This is a genomic window from Flavobacteriales bacterium (assembly GCA_020635795.1).
Taxonomy (GTDB): Bacteria; Bacteroidota; Bacteroidia; order Flavobacteriales_E; family Vicingaceae; genus Vicingus.
Map to the genome: position 1 here is coordinate 1,254,003 of JACJZD010000001.1, position 17,785 is coordinate 1,271,787.

At 33.7% G+C, this 17,785-nt stretch carries 16 protein-coding genes and 1 tRNA gene; 5 read left to right on the forward strand and 12 right to left on the reverse strand.

Annotation, left to right across the window (positions count from 1 at the left end; genetic code table 11):
• From H6589_05560 to H6589_05585, 6 genes are all read right to left on the reverse strand, one after another.
• Nucleotides 1-942 (reverse strand): hypothetical protein, encoded by a 942-nt coding sequence (locus H6589_05560; GenBank protein ID MCB9174056.1) that lies wholly within the window; start codon nucleotides 940-942, stop codon nucleotides 1-3.
• A gap of 55 nt (nucleotides 943-997) precedes the next feature.
• Nucleotides 998-1,396 carry a GxxExxY protein gene (locus H6589_05565; protein ID MCB9174057.1) on the reverse strand — a complete coding sequence of 133 codons (399 nt, stop codon included), beginning with the start codon at nucleotides 1,394-1,396 and terminating at the stop codon, nucleotides 998-1,000.
• 55 nt (nucleotides 1,397-1,451) lie between these two features.
• Nucleotides 1,452-2,408 carry a DUF58 domain-containing protein gene (locus H6589_05570; protein ID MCB9174058.1) on the reverse strand — a complete coding sequence of 319 codons (957 nt, stop codon included), beginning with the start codon at nucleotides 2,406-2,408 and terminating at the stop codon, nucleotides 1,452-1,454.
• Entirely contained in the window at nucleotides 2,405-2,764 is a 360-nt protein-coding gene (locus H6589_05575; GenBank protein ID MCB9174059.1) for a four helix bundle protein, read from the reverse strand. Before H6589_05575 ends, H6589_05570 begins: the two co-directional genes overlap by 4 nt.
• A 54-nt stretch (nucleotides 2,765-2,818) precedes the next feature.
• Nucleotides 2,819-3,859 (reverse strand): MoxR family ATPase, encoded by a 1,041-nt coding sequence (locus tag H6589_05580; GenBank protein ID MCB9174060.1) that lies wholly within the window; start codon nucleotides 3,857-3,859, stop codon nucleotides 2,819-2,821.
• 306 nt (nucleotides 3,860-4,165) lie between these two features.
• Nucleotides 4,166-4,930: a TIGR02757 family protein gene (locus H6589_05585; protein ID MCB9174061.1), complete on the reverse strand. Its 765-nt coding sequence runs from the start codon at nucleotides 4,928-4,930 to the stop codon at nucleotides 4,166-4,168.
• A 51-nt stretch (nucleotides 4,931-4,981) separates the two neighbouring features.
• On the opposite strand from H6589_05585, the gene H6589_05590 reads away from it, so the two are divergent.
• The gene (locus tag H6589_05590; GenBank protein ID MCB9174062.1) at nucleotides 4,982-5,632 is read left to right on the forward strand and encodes a DUF4294 domain-containing protein; all 651 of its coding nucleotides are present in this window, start codon (nucleotides 4,982-4,984) and stop codon (nucleotides 5,630-5,632) included.
• On the opposite strand, the gene H6589_05595 is transcribed toward H6589_05590, so the two are convergent.
• The gene (locus tag H6589_05595) at nucleotides 5,629-6,006 is read right to left on the reverse strand and encodes an SRPBCC domain-containing protein (protein MCB9174063.1); all 378 of its coding nucleotides are present in this window, start codon (nucleotides 6,004-6,006) and stop codon (nucleotides 5,629-5,631) included. The two genes, H6589_05590 and H6589_05595, sit on opposite strands and share 4 nt — an antisense overlap.
• Before the next feature lie 129 nt (nucleotides 6,007-6,135).
• Between H6589_05595 and H6589_05600 the strand changes: the two genes are divergently transcribed.
• Nucleotides 6,136-6,209 (forward strand) — tRNA-Met (locus tag H6589_05600).
• A 129-nt stretch (nucleotides 6,210-6,338) separates the two neighbouring features.
• Here the strand turns inward: H6589_05600 and H6589_05605 are convergent.
• On the reverse strand, nucleotides 6,339-6,740 hold the full coding sequence (locus H6589_05605; protein MCB9174064.1) for a hypothetical protein: 402 nt from the start codon (nucleotides 6,738-6,740) through the stop codon (nucleotides 6,339-6,341).
• A gap of 125 nt (nucleotides 6,741-6,865) precedes the next feature.
• On the opposite strand from H6589_05605, the gene H6589_05610 reads away from it, so the two are divergent.
• The gene (locus H6589_05610) at nucleotides 6,866-8,620 is read left to right on the forward strand and encodes an OmpA family protein (protein ID MCB9174065.1); all 1,755 of its coding nucleotides are present in this window, start codon (nucleotides 6,866-6,868) and stop codon (nucleotides 8,618-8,620) included.
• Nucleotides 8,621-8,813: 193 nt separating this feature from the next.
• Complete coding sequence (locus H6589_05615; GenBank protein MCB9174066.1) at nucleotides 8,814-9,560, forward strand: T9SS type A sorting domain-containing protein; 747 nt, start codon at nucleotides 8,814-8,816, stop codon at nucleotides 9,558-9,560.
• Between the two features lie 56 nt (nucleotides 9,561-9,616).
• Here H6589_05615 and H6589_05620 read toward each other — a convergent pair whose 3' ends face one another.
• The 4 genes from H6589_05620 to H6589_05635 all read right to left on the reverse strand — a co-directional run bounded on the left by H6589_05620 (nucleotide 9,617) and on the right by H6589_05635 (nucleotide 15,167).
• The gene (locus H6589_05620) at nucleotides 9,617-10,687 is read right to left on the reverse strand and encodes a branched-chain amino acid aminotransferase (GenBank protein ID MCB9174067.1); all 1,071 of its coding nucleotides are present in this window, start codon (nucleotides 10,685-10,687) and stop codon (nucleotides 9,617-9,619) included.
• 326 nt (nucleotides 10,688-11,013) lie between these two features.
• A complete protein-coding gene (locus H6589_05625; protein MCB9174068.1) occupies nucleotides 11,014-11,703 on the reverse strand; it encodes a (d)CMP kinase in 690 nt (229 codons plus the stop codon).
• Nucleotides 11,700-12,830, reverse strand: a complete 1,131-nt coding sequence (gene porQ, locus H6589_05630; protein ID MCB9174069.1) for a type IX secretion system protein PorQ — start codon at nucleotides 12,828-12,830, stop codon at nucleotides 11,700-11,702. Before porQ ends, H6589_05625 begins: the two co-directional genes overlap by 4 nt.
• An 81-nt stretch (nucleotides 12,831-12,911) precedes the next feature.
• Nucleotides 12,912-15,167: a tetratricopeptide repeat protein gene (locus H6589_05635; GenBank protein ID MCB9174070.1), complete on the reverse strand. Its 2,256-nt coding sequence runs from the start codon at nucleotides 15,165-15,167 to the stop codon at nucleotides 12,912-12,914.
• Nucleotides 15,168-15,253: 86 nt separating this feature from the next.
• On the opposite strand from H6589_05635, the gene priA reads away from it, so the two are divergent.
• Nucleotides 15,254-17,749, forward strand: coding sequence for a primosomal protein N' (gene priA, locus H6589_05640; GenBank protein MCB9174071.1), 2,496 nt, complete (start codon nucleotides 15,254-15,256; stop codon nucleotides 17,747-17,749).
• The last annotated feature ends 36 nt before the right edge of the window (nucleotides 17,750-17,785 follow it).

Sequence of the window (17,785 nt, forward strand, 5' to 3'; positions counted from 1 at the left end):
TTAGTTAATTACTTGTTCCTCTATTTTGGTGCTTTGTACAAACGCAATAGCATTGGTTAAACTTTGTTCGTTTTCTTGAGGTAATGGTTGCTCTTTGGCAAATTTCACTAAATCAGCCAAGGTTAAGGTTTGTGTTAATTTATTGGTCATCTCAGGCGTAATTTGTTGTAAACGTAAGCCGTGCATAATCTCTGCCGTAGTTTCTTCTAACGCATTAACCTGATAACGATGCTCAATGTACTCTCTTAATATTTCTGAAATGTGTGAGTGGTACAATTTCACCTTTCCGCTCTGCCACAATTTTTCTTGTCCAAGTTTTTCTAGTTTCTCCAAAGTAATAATGTGATAAGGAATAACAGGAACAACTTCTTCAACAACTTCTTTTGGTTTTCTGTTTTTCAAGTAACGAATCAATACCACAATAGCAATAGCTAACACCAATATGGCAGCCATCCACCACCAATTTTCTTTCAGCCAATCGATAAACGAAAATGGCTCTGAAATGGGTTGTTTAATATCAAATATTCCTTGTGCAGTATCTACTTCAAGCGTATTGACTTCCAATAAAAAAGCTTCGGTCTCAACCGTATCATTGTTTACCACAAACTGAAACGGTGGTATTACATAATAACCCGAATCAAAAGAAGTTAAAATGATGGTTTGCTGTTGATACACTTGATAAGGGTCATCTTTATCAGGAACAACAGTATCAATTTTTGATTTGCTTACAACCTCTACAAACTCGTTAATGGTATCGTAAACAGTTGGAAAAGCAATGGTTATGCTGCCCAAATCTCTACGGTAATCAATTTTAATGTTCACTTTTACTTGCTCACCAATTAAAATTGATGAAGTATCTGCTTTCGCTTCCACCTTGTATTGTTGAGCATTTGCTTGAAAGCTAAAGGCTAGTAGAAGCAATATGTAGAGTAATCGTTTCATTTTCAAATTGAACGCTGATGACACTGATTTATATGATTATTAATGATAATTTATTTTATGATTCTTTATAGTTTTTAATATTTGAAAATACTTTCCTTTTAAATTCAGGTTCTTTGCCAAAATTAAGCAACAACCCCACTTCTATTTCACTCGCTTTTAGATAATTAATAAGCTGAAATTCATGTTCCTCACAAAGTGATTCTGTAGCTTTCAACTCAACAATTACTTTATTGTTAATTACTAAATCTGCATAATACACACCTACTTCTACTTCATCATAAAAAACTTTAATCTGTTTTTGAGATACAACTTCAAATCCTTCTTTCTTTAATTCAATAATCATCGCATTTTCATAAACTTTTTCTAAAAACCCATACCCAAGTGTATTATATACTTTATAGTATATTTTTATTAATTCTTTTGTTAATTCGCTATGTAAATAATTATCATACATGATTATTATCTTTTTTTATCATAGTAATCAGCGTTATCTGCGTTCCAATGTTCATTTATTTTGCTCCTCTCCGTTTAAACAAGTTCATCAATGGTTTAATATAATTTGCTTCTGTTGCTATTTCTGCATTATCAACCCCAGAACGTCTAAACGTATTTTTCAATTTATCTTTTCGTTTTAATGCTGCTGCTTTGTAATGGATTTGAACATCTTTGTTGGATGAGTTCACCCATTTTAACTGATTGGTTTCTGCATCTATCAATGGTATTAGTCCTAAACTAGGCAAATCCTCTTCAGCTTTATCGTAAATGTGTAGAGCGATTAAATCGTGTTTTTTGTTAGCAATTTTTAAGGCGTCTTCGTAATTTTTTTCATCAACAAAATCGGAAATTAAAAACGATGTGCTACGCTTCTTAATCACGTTGGTAAAATATTTCAACGCTAAACCAATATCTGTTCCTTTACTTTGAGGTTGAAAATCCAACAAATCTCTAATAATCATTAAAATATGGCTCTTCCCTTTTTTTGGTGGTATAAACTTTTCGATAATATCTGAAAAGAAAATAACCCCCACCTTATCGTTGTTTTGAATAGCAGAAAATGCTAGAACTGCACAAATCTCGGTAGCCAACTCTTGTTTACTTTTTTCTTGTGTACCAAACTCTTTAGAACCACTCACATCCACCAACAACATTACGGTCATTTCACGTTCTTCTTCAAACACTTTAATATATGGATGTCCAAAACGAGCGGTTACATTCCAATCAATGGTTCTAATTTCATCGCCGTGTTGATACTCTCTAACTTCACTAAACGCCATACCTCTACCCTTAAAAGCTGAATGGTATTCGCCAGAGAAAATTTGATTGCTCAACCCCCTGGTTTTAATCTCAATCTTTCGTACTTTTTTTAGAAGCTCAGAAGTTGAGCTTGAGCTAGAAGACCGATGACCGAAGTCAGAAGTTTCCGCTTGAGTAAAACCTTTGGATATAGAAGACTTGTTAGTTTTCATTGAATTTTCTTTTTAAACGCCGTCATCATGTTCATTAGGCTAAAAGCATCTTCATAAAATTGATTGAATTCTAATTCAGAAATATATTGTCGTCTTGAAGCTTTATGCAAACAGGTTACAACTTCAGCTAAGAAGCGAATAGCGTAACCCATAAACTTTTTAAACTCTAGAGTTGATTGTCCAATTGAACCTTCAGAAATATTTAAAGCAACAGAATCGGCAGCTCTTCTAATTTGTGAAGATAAATTGTATAATTCGGAAGCCGGGAATTTTTTAGATAAGGAATCTATTCCTTCACCAAAATCCATAGCTTTTTGCCAAATAATCAATTTTTCGAATTTAAATCCTTTCTCCATTTGATAAACTTATTCTACTTCTGTCTTCCCACTTCCCACTTCTATCTTCCTACTTTAAGGTATTTCCACATTATTTAATATCCCATTGATAATTTCCTCTGAAGTAATGTTTTCGGCTTCAGCTTCGTAACTTAAACCAATTCTATGACGCATTACATCATGACAGATAGCACGAACATCTTCTGGAATTACATAACCTCTTCGTTTAATAAACGCATAAGCTTTCGCCGCCAATGCCAAGTTTATACTTGCTCTTGGAGAACCACCAAAACTGATTAGGTTTTTGTACTCGGCAAGGTTATAGTTTTCTGGATTACGGGTAGCATCAACAATATCAACAATGTATTGCTCAATTTTCTCATCCATGTAAACTTCTCTTACCACTTCTCTTGCTCTTAAAATATCGGCAGGCTTAAGCACAGTATTGGGCGTTGGAAAACCTGCTTGAGAAATATTATGTCTGATGATTACTTTTTCATCTTCTTTTTTAGGATACGTTAACACCACTTTTAACATAAACCTATCCACTTGAGCTTCTGGTAAAGGATAAGTTCCTTCTTGCTCTACAGGGTTTTGTGTTGCTAAAACTAAAAATGGTTCAGGTAGTTTAAAGGTTTCTTCGCCAATGGTAATTTGACGCTCTTGCATCGCCTCAAGTAAAGCACTTTGTACCTTTGCGGGAGCACGGTTAATCTCATCAGCTAATACAAAGTTGGCGAAAATTGGTCCTTTTTTTACCGAGAAAGCTTCTTGCTTTTGGTTGTAAATCATGGTACCAATAACATCGGCAGGCAATAAATCGGGTGTAAACTGAACACGGCTAAATTTTACATCCACAATTTTAGCCAACGTATTGATGGCTAAAGTTTTTGCTAAACCAGGCACACCTTCTAACAAAATGTGTCCGTTTGATAACAAACCAATTAAAAGTCGTTCGGTCATGTGTTTCTGACCAATAATTACTTTATCCATTTCCATGGTAAGTAATTCTACAAATGAACTTTCTTGTTGTATTTTTTCGTTTAACGCTCTGATATCAACATTTGAAGTTGGATTTGGCGTTGATACTGGGTTAGTAAAATTTGTTTCTTCCATTTTTGTCTGTTTTTTTTAGCTGCTCAAAGTTAAACACAGCTTTTGTTCCTACCTATTATTTGTTAGGTTTACTTTGTTAAAAATTGTTAACGAATTTAGAAGATACATCACCTTCTCTCTAGTTGTTTAAAATATAACCACATAGGCACATAGACTACTTAATTATAGGTTAAAAGCATAACAAAGCACAACATAGTTCTCCCGATAAATCGGGAGAAAACACTATGAAACCTAGATTATCTATTATAACATCAGTAAAAAAACTATGTACCTATGTGGTAAAATTTACTTTCAATATGGTAACTGTTAAAACTTCTCGAAAACACCTAAACCAAACAAACTAAAATCATATTTAACAGGATCGTTGGCGTCGAATTTTCTAAGCGTATTGGTAAGCTCTGCTGTGGCTTTCCAATCGTTTTGAGTACGATTTAACAAACCCAATTTACGCGCTACATTGCCAGAGTGTACATCTAACGGACACATCAAATGTTTCGGATTTATGCTTTTCCATAAACCAAAATCTACTCCCCTGTTGTCGTTACGCACCATCCAACGCAAAAACATGTTAATTCTTTTGGCAGCTGAATTGTTAAAGGGGTCGGAAACATGTTTTTTGGTTCTTTCGAGGTGGTCAATTTCAAAAAACATCGCTCTAAAATGATGTATGCTTTTTTGCATATCGGTTGAATGGTTTGCAAAAACCTGTTCCAACCCTCCTTTTGTGGTATAGATGTTTTTTAACGATGTAATAAAAAAAGCAACATCAACTGCATTAAAGGTACGGTGTTTAAATAACTCAAAGCGTTTTAAATCGTTAGCCGTGTGGTTCATTACAAAATCATAAGGGGCTAAATCCATCAGTTGAACCAGCTTGTTGGCATTTTTAATAATGGTAACACGTTGCCCCCAAGCAATGGTAGCTGCTAAAAACCCAGCAATTTCAATGTCTTCCTTTTTAACAAACAAGTGTGGTACAGAAATTGGGTCAGACTCGATAAAAGATACCCGATTGAATTTATCGTACTTATCTTCCAATAAATCAATTATTTCCTGATTGTTTAAACTCATTTGTGTAATAATTGATTGTAAAGGTCTAATTTTATTTCCAAAATTTACGCATTGAAACCAACAACCCACATATTAACCCTTGCTTATTTGTTGATGAGCTTTTTCGGATATGCTCAAAACATAACGGATTCGTTGAGTACAGACACCTCTTCGTTTAAAATTTTTGAAAATAAATTGGCAAACGGTAAAGTAATGCAAATGTTGGTAATTGATGGCGACACCTCGTACATCTTTAATTTACCAGTAGTCCGTATTGTGGGCGAAAAACTGTATGGCGATGCTGAAAAAGACAAGCAATTTAGACGACTGAGATACCATGTTACCAAAGTTTACCCTTATGCAAAATTGGCTTCTCAAAAATTTAGCGATTACAACGAAGAATTAATGAATGTAGGCTCCAACCGAAAAAGACGTTTGTTGTTAAAACAAAAAGAAAAAGAGTTAAAAGAAGAATTTGCTGATGTAATTAAAAAAATGACCGTTACTCAAGGTCGAGTATTGGTAAAATTAATTGATAGAGAAACGGGAGAATCGACGTACGACATTATAAAAGAAATGCGTGGCGGATTTAAAGCTTTTATTTATCAAGGCATTGCCAAACTTTATAGTGGCGATTTAAAAGAGCGTTACAACCCTAAAGAAAACGAAGAAGACGAAATGATTGAACGTATTGTGTTGATGATAGAAGCTGGTCAGATTTAACCAATAATGGCGTGCAAATCGCCTACTTGTGTTTCCCAAAGCAATTTAGCCTCATCCAATTCATCTTCATAAGCAAAATCGGTAACTATTAAAGCTACATCTTGTGTTAAATCGTCAATTTGTATTCTTAATTCAAAATAATATTCATCGTCTTGCTCCAACCATTTAAACTTAACCGATTGGTTTGTTTTTTTACTTACTAATTTAGCTTGTTCTTCCGAACCATCCCAAATAAAAGTGAACAACTCCCCTCTTGAATTTACATTGTCGGCAAACCACTGACTTAAACCACTTGGCGTAGAAATATAATTAAACAATAGTGATGGTGATGACTTAACCACAAACTCCATTTGATATTTTACTTTCTCTGACATAATGCTTCAATTTAGTATAAACTATGGCTTGCAAGATAGTAAAAAAATTGTTTTTAAAAATTATATAAAAAAAAAATCGCTTTATATGTTGATAAAATAACAAAACTACTATATTTGCACCCCAATTACGGCGAGGTAGCTCAGTTGGTTAGAGCGCCGGATTCATAACCCGGAGGTCGAGAGTTCAAATCTCTCTCTCGCTACAAAATAAAAGCCCCAAACGAAAGTTGGGGCTTTTTTGTTTCCTGTCATGCTGAACGAAATTTTATGAATGCTTTAGCGTTCAATAAAATAACGGGATGAATCTTTTTTAGTTAAGAAGATTCTTCAGTTTAGTTTAGTTTATTTTCATATTCTATTCCATCCATATAAAAGAATTGTTTAATAAGATCCCCTTGTTCATTATAGTAGAACCAGTAACCATTTTTTATGGATATAGCTTCTGAATCAAGAATATAATTCCCTTTAATTTTTGTATTTCCATTTGAGTAATATTCTTTATACTCACCATCTAATTTGCCAAATGTATAACTCTCACTTTTGATTAACTTTTCATTATCGTCCCAGTAATTCCATTGCCCATTTTTTTCACCATTTAGAACATGCCCATTAGCTTTAGTTTTTCCATTATTGTGATATAGAACTAATAATTTAGCTTTAGTTGAGTCATTTTGACCAAACCCACTTTGAGCAAACAACAAAACAATTAATATGGTTAGGAGGTTTTTCATCATACTAAAAGTAACTATTTTAATTGTTATCTATTGCAGCACTAACAAAAATTAATTGCAAACTATGGCTAACACAATAATTTAATTGGTTTAGAAGTTACTTCAATAACCCCCTAAACCCAATAGCCATGAGAAAACTAGCAATCCTGCTTGTAATTTCCTTTAGCTTAAGCTATAGTTTACAAGCCAAAAAAACCACTACCACCACCACTGTTTTATTTGAAACAGACAAACACCAACTTACCACCGAATCGGTAAACACGCTCAAACGTTTAATTGAAGCCCTACCCAAACAGTTAGATTTTGAAATTACCATTGCAGGGCACACCGACAACCGAGGCGACTTGAAGTACAACAAAAAATTGTCGTACAACCGAGCCGAAGAAGTAAAACAATTTTTAATTAAAAACGGCATCAACAAAAACATTGTTAAGGTCGATTATTTGGGCGAGTTAGCTCCCATTAAACCCAACAAAACCGATAGCGACAGAGAAGCCAACCGTAGAGTTGAAATAAACCTTACCACCTACTATTTTGATAACATCAAAGAATTGGAAAGTGCGTTGGTAAACAACAAAACCAACACCTTTATAATAGAGCCTAAAAAGGAAAACATTATTGAAGGAAAAAAAGGCGTTAAAATTTTAATAAAACCCGAAGCCTTTACTTATGCCGACGGTACACCTGTTACAGAACAAGTTAACCTTGAACTTGTTGAGGCATTAGATGTAAAAAGCTTTGTTTCGTCAGGCTTGCTTACCACAAGTAAAACGGACATACTTGAAAGTGGTGGCATGATTAAACTTAGTGCAAAAACCCTTAGTGGCAAAGATGTAAGTATTAATCAAAAAACACCTTTACGAGTAGTAATACCAACTGCCAACCGAAAAGAAGGTATGGAGCTTTTTGTATCGAACCAAGGCGACGATTGGACTCCGCTTAATCAACCCATAAGTAAAACCAGCTTTAATGCTTACAACAATTCTTTTCCACAAATGAATTACAAAAACATTAAACTACCAGAATTTATTATTGATTACAAAACCAAACCTCAAGCACCAAAAATGCCGAGAGCAATAAGAGAACCAAGTGCACCAAAAGCAGAAAATTATTTTAGAAAAATACATTGGTACCAGTTTTTAAACAAAGAAAAAATAATAGCTCGACAAAAAAGTTGGTACGAATCGGCTGTAAACAACTACAACAACCGAATGGATAAATACGAGTCGAAACTAAGTAAATACAATACTTACATGAATGCATATACCGCCTACATGATAAAATTCCAAGATGATTTAACCAAATGGGAAGAAAAAATAAAAAAAGATAGAGAAGATTTTAAGAAAACAGCTAAATATCAAACAGCTTTAAAGAAGTACAACGAAATATACAACCGCAATTTGGCAAAGTATGAAGCAGATGTAAAACAATGGAAATTGCTACGAAAACAACGCATAACCGAAGAAGCTGAAGATATGGAGAAATTGGGCATAACTAGTGTTAATCTCATGAACAATTACATTTTTGCTTCGGTTGATTTACAATGGATTAATGTCGATAAATTTTATAAAAACCCTTCACAGCAAGAACTCTTAACGTTAAAATGCAACAGTATTGATGACGAAAGGGTATTGGTTGTTTTTAAACGAATAAAAAGTATTGTACCTATGGATGTGGATTCTTTAGGCTTACAATACACAAGAGGAGGCATGCCTACAACGGAGCCTGCTGCCATTTTTGCCTACAAAGTAAAAGATGGAAAACCCATGGTTTTTTATCGTGATTTAGATGGTTCAAACAACTATCGTTTAGACTACATCCCTACCTCTTTTGCTGATATTAGAGAACTGTTGAGTCAATTTGATACTCAAACTGAAAGTTGATTAACACTATTTGATAAAAAAGCCTCTCCAGTTGGAGAGGCTTTACGTAGTTTAAGTAGTTATACTCAATAAAAATAAGGCTCTACGCCTATTAAAAATTGGGTAATTATTTTTTAAAATTACCAGCAAACACCGTTTTTTTATATCAATTTCTGGAGGAAATTTATTCTATCATTAATTAAAATTCCTTACCATGAAAAAATTGATACTTACTCTTCTAGTTTTAATGATAATTTCAACTAGTACTATTTTTGCTCAATACACCAATGCATTACGAATTACAATAAGTGGTTATGGCTATAACGATGAAACTATAATTAGATTTATTGACGATGCCACCCCCGATTTTGACGGACAATATGATGCTTGGAAGTTATTAAGCCCCAACCCTATGGCAAATTCAATATATACCACCATACCATCTAACGATAAATTATCTATTAACTCGCTTCCGTTATATGATACAGATACAACCATAGAAGTACACACAAAAGTTGCTGCATCTGGATTATACACCATAACCATTGAAGAAATTTTTACTTTCGATAATGATTTTAGCTTAAGTTTTACTGATGTTGATGCTGAAGTAACTTATAACTATTCTGGAGGCACATTAACTTTTGACTGTGTATTGCTGCCAAACACTCCAACAGCCGCCTTAACTTTTAACGTTGCCAAAACATTTAGCACAGCTATTAATCCAATTCTAGAAAATAATGATTTTACATTGGCAACAAAAGGAAATGGTAATTACGGATTGATTTTTAACAATAATCAAGTAAAAACTATTACGGTTTATGATATTACTGGTAAATCTGTATTGAATGACAAGATAAATAGCTCAAACTATCAGTTAAATTTGGCAAACAATCCTGCTGGATTATATATTATAACGATAAACAATGGTACAGAATCCATTACAAGAAAAGTTTTCAGGTAAAGTAAGTAAGTTGTTAATGAAAAAGGCTGTAATTTTATTTACAGCCTTTTTCTTTTTTATAATTTCAACACCCAACCGTGAGTGTCTTTTTCTCTACCTTTTTTAATATCTAAAAGCTTTTTAGAAATGTTGTTTGATAAAACTCTTTCTTCAACATTTGGCAAAACAAATCGCTCATCACCCAATGTAATGGTAGCTATTTGAGCAATAGTAGCAGCAGTACCTGTTCCAAAAACATCTTTTAACTCGCCTTTTCGAGCAGCGTCAATAATTTCAGCTACAGAAACTCTTCGTTCTTGTACATTTATTCCCATTTCTTTAGCTAAGGTTAATACACTATCTCTAGTAATTCCAGCCAAAGTTGTCTTAAAATCAAGGTTTGGAGTTATCAAATTATTTCCTATTTGAAACATCACATTCATGGTTCCTGATTCTTCAATGTATTCATGAGAAATTGAATCTGTCCAAATTAATTGTTGGTAACCATTGTTCTGACCAACTTTTGCAGGATATAAAGCTGCGCCATAATTCCCAGCCACTTTTGCGTAACCAGCGCCACCCTCGGTAGCTCTAGAAAATTCGGTTTCTACTTTAACATTTACTGGTTCGGCATAATACGAATTAACAGGAGCTGTAAAAATAATAAACTTGTATTCATCAGCCGGACGAACACCTAAAAGCTGCTCACTAGCAAACATATATGGGCGAATGTATAACGAACTTCCTTCGCCTGAAGGAATCCAATCAGCATCTAATTTAACCAATTGTTTAAGCCCTTCCATAAAAATTTCTTCAGGAATTTCGGGCATACACATTCTTTTAGCGGAAACATTGATACGTTTAGCATTATCGTACGCTCTAAATAAAAATATTTCGTCATTTTCATTTTTGTAAGCCTTCATTCCTTCAAATATGGCTTGTCCATAATGTAATGCAGCACAAGCTGGGCTTAATGTTATTGGTGCATAAGGTACAATTTTTAAATCCTGCCACTCTCCATTTTTGTAATCGGCAACAAACATGTGGTCGGAAAACTGTTTCCCGAAAATTATATTATCGAAATCTACCCCTGGTAATTTTGATTGAGTTGTTTTTTCAACACTTATCTTACTCAAAACTTCTATCATCTTCTCTATTTAATGTAACTATAGAAACGCGAATTTACTGATTATTTCTATTATTTACGATTTTCTACACGATAAGGGATAATAATTATCTTCAATTTATATTGGTAAAAAAATAAACCACATAGACACATAGCTTTTAATTTTTCGATTAAAAAAGTATAATAAAAGGAAAATAAATCATCAAGCAACGACATTAAATTAGAAGGATACTATTTATATAAAGCACCTCATAGTTGTTTTCACGCTTAGCGTGAAAGTTATGTTAAACTATCATCTTCTTTTTAGTCTAAATCCTATGTAACTATGTGGTTTAACAGTTATTAAAATTAACCGTTTATGATGTTTTGAGCCAAGTTTAAAGCTAATTGGTATTGATCTACTTGAGTCATTTCAGAATTATCAATAACCACGGCATTATCAGCTTTTATTAATGGGTTCTCAGAACGAGTGGTATCATCGTTATCACGCAAGGTAATGTTGGTAAGCACTTCTTCAAAAGTAACCTTATCTCCTTTTGCTATTAATTCGTCAAACCTACGTTTTGCTCTAATTTCAGGACTGGCAGTCATAAACAATTTTAGTTCTGCATCAGGAAAAACTACTGAGCCAATATCTCTGCCATCCATCACCAAGCCTTTGCTTTTTCCCATTTCACGTTGTAAATCAACCATTTTATCCCTCACCTCTTTTATTTGAGCAACTCTACTTACTTTATTAGAAATATCAATGGTTCTAATAAATTGTTCAATATTTTTTCCATTTAAACACGTTTCAGAGGTGTTTAGTGCTGTATTGAAAGAAAAGGTAATGTTTATTTTGGGTAAGGCTGCAAGTAACTTAGATACACTCAACACATTTTTATCAAAAAAACCTTCTTGACTAGCATAATAAGCTACTGCTCTATACATTGCACCTGTATCTACATATACATAACCCAATTGTTTTGCCAATTGTTTTGCCAAGGTACTTTTGCCGCACGAAGAATATCCATCAATGGCAATTACAATTTTCTTCATTCTTTATCGGCTTTTTTGGTCTTTACTTTCTTTTCTTTAACTGGTTTAACCTTTTTTTCACGAGGCTGTACGGGTAAACTTTCTTTTTTGTAGAAATCAGCGATATTGGTAGTAACCGTAAAATGATTGGACGAACCCGCCAAGTGATAACGAGCACTACCATAACTAAAGTAAAATTGCTTAACCCTAAAACCCAAGCCCCAACTAAAACCTGCCAAACCTGCTCTATCGTCTAAACCTAGTTCTGCTCTACGTTTAATGTTTAAACCAAAACGAACACTAAAACTACGTGAAGGAATAATTTCTGTTCCAACAATCACATGTCTTAATGCTTCATCAACAAACGAAACTTTGTTTCGCTCGTCTTTATCTTCTTGAGTCAATTTTTTATTGGTATTGGTGATATACGTGGAATCGTTAAACGCCAAGTTCCAGTTTTCGAGATGTACCAAATCCACTGATAATCGAATTGGAACATGTTTTAAACGTTTAGAAACACCCATCTGTATTTCAAAAGGAATGGGTTCTCGTTCAGCTCCCTCAACATAAGTAGTTAATTGAGCTCCAATATTTTTTACAATAGCAGAAACTCCAATGTTCGATTTCGGATTGTAGTACGTTACTGCAACATCAGCAGCTAAACCAAATGAGTTGTATTCGTACAAGTTACTGTAAATAGGTTTTATGTTTGCTCCTACACTAAACAACGAATCGATACTTTTACCCCAACCCAGTACAAATGCATATTCAGCTGCCGTAAAATTTCCAAATTCATTACCGCCTTCATCGGTTTCTAAAAAAGTACCATAATCGATATAATTTAAACCCCCAGAAAATGTTCCCCACTTTTTAAAATCGTGTATGTATGATACATAACCATAGTTAATATCAGCAAAGTAATTTAAATACGTTAACGTTACGGATGTACTCATTGGTTTAGTTAACAACGAGGGGTTGTTTAATGTTAAATTAGGATCATCATCACGAATAGAAATTGCACTACCACCCATTGCCCCAACACGCGACGAAACAGGAACGTTTAAAAACTGATAAGTACTGTTACCTCCTATTTGAGCATTGGAAATAAACCCAACAAGAAGGAAAATCATTACTAAAATTAGTCTCATTAATACAATTTGGTTAGTGATGGCTAAAGTACGTATTTAAACAATAAATATTGTGCAGAACAAGGAAAATGACATTAATTATTAAACCCTAACCCCCATAATACATACGTCATCAATTTGTTCATTTTCTCCTTTCCACCTGTCAAATTCTGCAGCAATCATTTCATTTTGCTCTAGCATTGGTAAATGAGCTATTTGTAAAAACAAGCTTTTAAGGTTTTTAATCATGTATTTCTTTCCTTTTTCTCCTCCAAATTGATCAGAAAAACCATCGGTTAAAATGTAAATAACATCGCCTTTTTGTAGCAATGAAGTATGTAAAGTGAACAACTCTGTATCTTTTTCATGTTTACCTACAGGCATTTTATCGGCTTTAAATTCAATGAGGTCATTTTCTCTTACGATAAACACAGGGTTGTTTGCTGCTGCCATTGAAATTTGAGTATGCTCCTTATTGATAACCAACAAACAACAATCCATTCCATCCTTTCCTCCATCCTTACTTCCATCATTCTTTAACCTTTCAATAATTATTCGTCTAGTTTTATCTAATATTTTATTCGGATCCGATTCATTTTCAATAGATTTTTCTAAGCTGGAAATGTTTAAAATACTCATAATAGCACCTGGCACACCATGACCTGTACTATCTGCAACCGAAAAAGCAAAGTTACCATCCTTCAGTTCACTAGCCCAATAGAAATCTCCACTAACTGCTTCTTTTGGTCTAAAAAAAACAAAATAATCTTTTAGATTTTTATCTAATATGTCGTTGGTAGCTAAAAAACTACGTTGAATTCGTTCGGCATAATTTATAGAATCTGTTATTTCTTTGTGTTTTTCTTCTATAATACGTTTCGATTGTTCTACCTCTTCCTTTTGATGAGTAATAATGATGTTGGCTTTTTGCTTTTGTCGATAACCCCTATATATAAATGTAGCCAACAATAAAACTAGAAGTAACCCTATACTAACAACTACTGTTATTAGTTTTTGTACTCGTTTTTCTTCTGCTACAATTGCATCTTTTCTTTCTTGTTCAGCTTTGGCAATAGCTTCTTTTTTATCAAAATCAAAGTTCATTTGAGACTCAATGGTTTTCCGCTTAGTTTCACTATTTACCATACTATCTGAAGCTGCTTTGTACTCTTCAAAATAAACTAAAGCTTGTTGGTAATTTCCTGCTGACTTGTGCAGGGTACTTAATAAGTTCGCCGCTTTATATATGGTTTCAGTATAATTATTTTCTTTTCCAAGCAGATAAGATTTTGTAGCATTTTCAATAGCTTTTTTATATTCTCCTTTAATGTTAAAGACATTAGCAAGTAGATAATAAGATAAAGATATTCCTTTCTTTTCGTTGGTTTCCAATCTATAATTCAACCCAATTTTAAAATTAGCTATAGCAGAATCCAGTTGATTTTTTTTCAAGTAATATGAACCTATGCTTGAATAAGAAAAACCCAGTCCATTAATACTTTTAGCAAGCAACCGGTATTTTATACTTTCTCTAAAAAAATCGAGACAAGAATCATTGTTCGCTTCTAAATACAACATACCTAGCTCATTAAGTGAGGCTCCAACCCCTCCCAAATCTTTTATGTTTTTTCTAATTTGTAAACTTTTTAATAAGTATTCTTTCGATTTCTTAAAATCTTGTTGAATGTTATGAATTATACCTAACTCATAATACGCATGACCTAATCCTAATGAATCGCCTATAGAATCGCGAATTTGTAAACTTTTATGATACAATTCTATGGCACTTTTCATGTTGCCATTGTTTTTATAAATAAGGGCTTTATTCTGAATTGCCATAGCTTTTCCTTCAAAATGTTCGCCTTCGGTAAAATACTTTTCAGCCAAATCAAATAATTCAAAAGCCTCTGAAAGCCTTGCATCATTCATGTAAATAATTCCTGTGTTATTATAAATGGTTGCAGCACTAGTCATTTCATTCAATTCCACAAAAATATCAGCCGATTCTTTGTATCTTTTTGTTGCCAATTCCACATCACCATTACCATCATCTAAATAGCCTAAACTTCCCAATGCTTCAGCTTTATTGATTAAAAAAGCAGTTTTTTCGTTTGGCTTTACATTTTTTAAATTTTTGTTAGCTAACTCTAACGATTTTCCCCAATAATAATAGGCACTATCTGGTGCAAACAAGTAGTAATTCATGCCCAAATCATTGTAAATTTGTCCTTTAAGCGTGTCGTGTTTGCAGTTTTTTAAAGCAAGTTTTAAGGAATCAATTTCTTGCGCTTTAGCATTTGTAATAGCTATAAAGCTTATTAATATAAGAAGTATATGGTTTGCCACAATTCTTTTCATTTAGCTAAAATATAAAATTTCTTTTTGATAAGTACTAAGTTCCAACATCAAACCTTGATTGTATTTTTATTATTTAACTTTACCACATGACCAAAGAAACCCTTTTCATAGACGTTATATTGCCTCTTTCGGTACCAAATCTATTTACCTATCGGTTACCTTTTGAGTTAAATAACCACATTCAAATTGGTCAGCGTGTGATAGTTCCGTTTGGAAGAGGCGGGAAATTATACACCGCATTAGTTAAACACATTCATCAAAAACCACCAACCGAATATCAAGCAAAATACATTGATTCCTTATTAGATGAGTCACCCATAGTAAACCAACACCAACTCAAATTATGGGATTGGATTGCCGATTATTATTTAGCCAATCCTGGAGATGTGTTTAATGCCGCTTTACCGGGAGCATTTAAATTGGCAAGCGAAAGCAAAGTCGTTCTCAACCCCACTTTTGAAGGCAACGCTGTAGCTGATTTAACAGATAAAGAATTTCTTATTTATCAAGCATTGGAAGTCCGCAATGTACTTTCGTTGCAAGAAATTGCTGAAATTTTGGATGTAAAAAACATACACCAATTTGTAAAAGCATTAATAGAAAAACGAGTTATTGTTGTTGAGGAAGAAATTAAAAACAAATACAAACCCAAGATTATTGCATACCTTAGACTGACTGAATACGCTGATAACGAGAAAAATTTAGAGCAAATTTTTCATCAGTTGGGCAAAGCAAAAAAGCAACTCGAAGCCTTAATTACCTTTATAAAACTAAACAACCGCTATAATAAAACACCTAACGAAGTAAAGAAATTAGACTTACAAAATGCTGCTAATGTTTCGTCTGCCATTATTAATCAATTGGTAGAAAAAAACGTGTTTGATGTGTATGAAATGGAAGAAAGTCGTTTAGGGAAATACAAAAACGAGTTGCTTTCGGAAAAAACGCTTAATGAACATCAAGAAAAAGCCTATTTAGAAATTAAAGAAAGTTACAAAACCAAAGATGTAACGCTATTGCATGGTGTAACAGGCTCAGGTAAAACCGAAATTTACATTAAACTGATACAGGAAACCTTAGCTAAAGGTAAACAGGTGCTGTATTTGTTACCCGAAATTGCCTTAACCACTCAATTAATTGTGCGTTTAAAAAAGGTTTTTGGCGACAGCATTGGTGTTTATCACTCCAAGTTTAACGAAAATGAACGGGTTGAAGTGTGGAACGAAGTATTGAAATCGGAAAGAACATTAGCTGAAAAACCACGTTTCCAAATTATTATGGGAGCTCGTTCTGCCTTGTTTTTACCATACAACAACTTGGGGTTAATTATTATTGACGAAGAACACGAAAACACCTTTAAACAATACGACCCATCGCCACGTTATCACGCCAGAGATTCGGCAATTGTATTGGCTAAAATACACAACGCAAAAGTCTTATTGGGTTCTGCAACACCATCGGTAGAAAGCTACTACAACGCTCACGACGATAAATACGGTTATGTAGAATTATCGAAAAGACACGGAGGAGTTCAATTACCTGAAATATTATGTGCCAATGTAAAAGAAGCTACCCGAAAAAAGAAAATGAAATCGCACTTTACTCCTGAGCTACTTAAATTTATGGAAGAAGCTTTTGAGAACAAGGAACAAGTAATTTTATTTCAAAACCGACGTGGCTATGCGCCTTTTATGATTTGTGAGGAATGTGGACACGTGCCTGAATGCAATAATTGTGATGTTTCGTTGACTTACCACAAGTTTAATCATTTATTAAAATGCCACTATTGTGGAAGCAACAAAAAAATGCCGCCAAATTGTAATGCTTGTGGCAGCACACGACTTACACTAAAAGGCTTTGGAACAGAACAAATTGAAGAAGAATTGGCGATTTATTTTCCTAAAATAACCATTTCGAGAATGGATGCCGACACCACTCGAAGCAAAAATGCTTACCACCAAATTATTGCCGATTTTGAAGATGGCAATGTTGATGTTTTGGTAGGAACCCAAATGGTAACTAAAGGACTTGATTTTGACAATGTAGCCTTGGTAGGTATTTTAAATGCCGATACCATGCTAAATTTTCCTGATTTTAGAGCTTTTGAGCGATCTTATCAGTTAATGAGTCAAGTAAGTGGACGAGCAGGACGAAAAGCTAAGAGAGGTAAAGTGTTGATACAAACTTACGACCCTTTCCACCCCATTATCAGACAAGTGGTAGAGCACGACTACATTGGCATGTACAATTACGAGATTTTGCAACGTAAAAATTTTAAGTACCCGCCCTTCTATCGCATTATTCATTTTAATTTAAAACACAAAAACAAAGATGTGTTAAACGAAGGTGCTACCGAATTTGCCGATAAATTAAAACAACAATTTGGTGAGCGTATTTTAGGCCCCGAATACCCCGTTATTGCCCGAATTAAGAACTTGTATCAAAAAGACATTTTACTAAAAATTGAAAAAAGCCTTTCGGTAGTAAAAACCAGGGCCATTATTGTAGCATTGAAAAACCATTTCGAGGTAAACAGCAAAAACAAATCCATCAAGATTACCATTGATGTTGACCCGATGTGAGTCACTATTAATTCTATTCTTTACACAAAACAGCCT

Bases quoted from the DNA above. Each gene is read 5' to 3' on its own strand.
- H6589_05560 (MCB9174056.1), bottom strand. From the start codon at position 942: ATGAAACGATTACTCTACATATTGCTTCTACTAGCCTTTAGCTTTCAA.
- H6589_05565 (MCB9174057.1), bottom strand. From the start codon at position 1,396: ATGTATGATAATTATTTACATAGCGAATTAACAAAAGAATTAATAAAA.
- H6589_05570 (MCB9174058.1), bottom strand. From the start codon at position 2,408: ATGAAAACTAACAAGTCTTCTATATCCAAAGGTTTTACTCAAGCGGAA.
- H6589_05575 (MCB9174059.1), bottom strand. From the start codon at position 2,764: ATGGAGAAAGGATTTAAATTCGAAAAATTGATTATTTGGCAAAAAGCT.
- H6589_05580 (MCB9174060.1), bottom strand. From the start codon at position 3,859: ATGGAAGAAACAAATTTTACTAACCCAGTATCAACGCCAAATCCAACT.
- H6589_05585 (MCB9174061.1), bottom strand. From the start codon at position 4,930: ATGAGTTTAAACAATCAGGAAATAATTGATTTATTGGAAGATAAGTAC.
- H6589_05595 (MCB9174063.1), bottom strand. From the start codon at position 6,006: ATGTCAGAGAAAGTAAAATATCAAATGGAGTTTGTGGTTAAGTCATCA.
- H6589_05605 (MCB9174064.1), bottom strand. From the start codon at position 6,740: ATGATGAAAAACCTCCTAACCATATTAATTGTTTTGTTGTTTGCTCAA.
- H6589_05610 (MCB9174065.1), top strand. From the start codon at position 6,866: ATGAGAAAACTAGCAATCCTGCTTGTAATTTCCTTTAGCTTAAGCTAT.
- H6589_05615 (MCB9174066.1), top strand. From the start codon at position 8,814: ATGAAAAAATTGATACTTACTCTTCTAGTTTTAATGATAATTTCAACT.
- H6589_05620 (MCB9174067.1), bottom strand. From the start codon at position 10,687: ATGATAGAAGTTTTGAGTAAGATAAGTGTTGAAAAAACAACTCAATCA.
- H6589_05625 (MCB9174068.1), bottom strand. From the start codon at position 11,703: ATGAAGAAAATTGTAATTGCCATTGATGGATATTCTTCGTGCGGCAAA.
- porQ (MCB9174069.1), bottom strand. From the start codon at position 12,830: ATGAGACTAATTTTAGTAATGATTTTCCTTCTTGTTGGGTTTATTTCC.
- H6589_05635 (MCB9174070.1), bottom strand. From the start codon at position 15,167: ATGAAAAGAATTGTGGCAAACCATATACTTCTTATATTAATAAGCTTT.
- priA (MCB9174071.1), top strand. From the start codon at position 15,254: ATGACCAAAGAAACCCTTTTCATAGACGTTATATTGCCTCTTTCGGTA.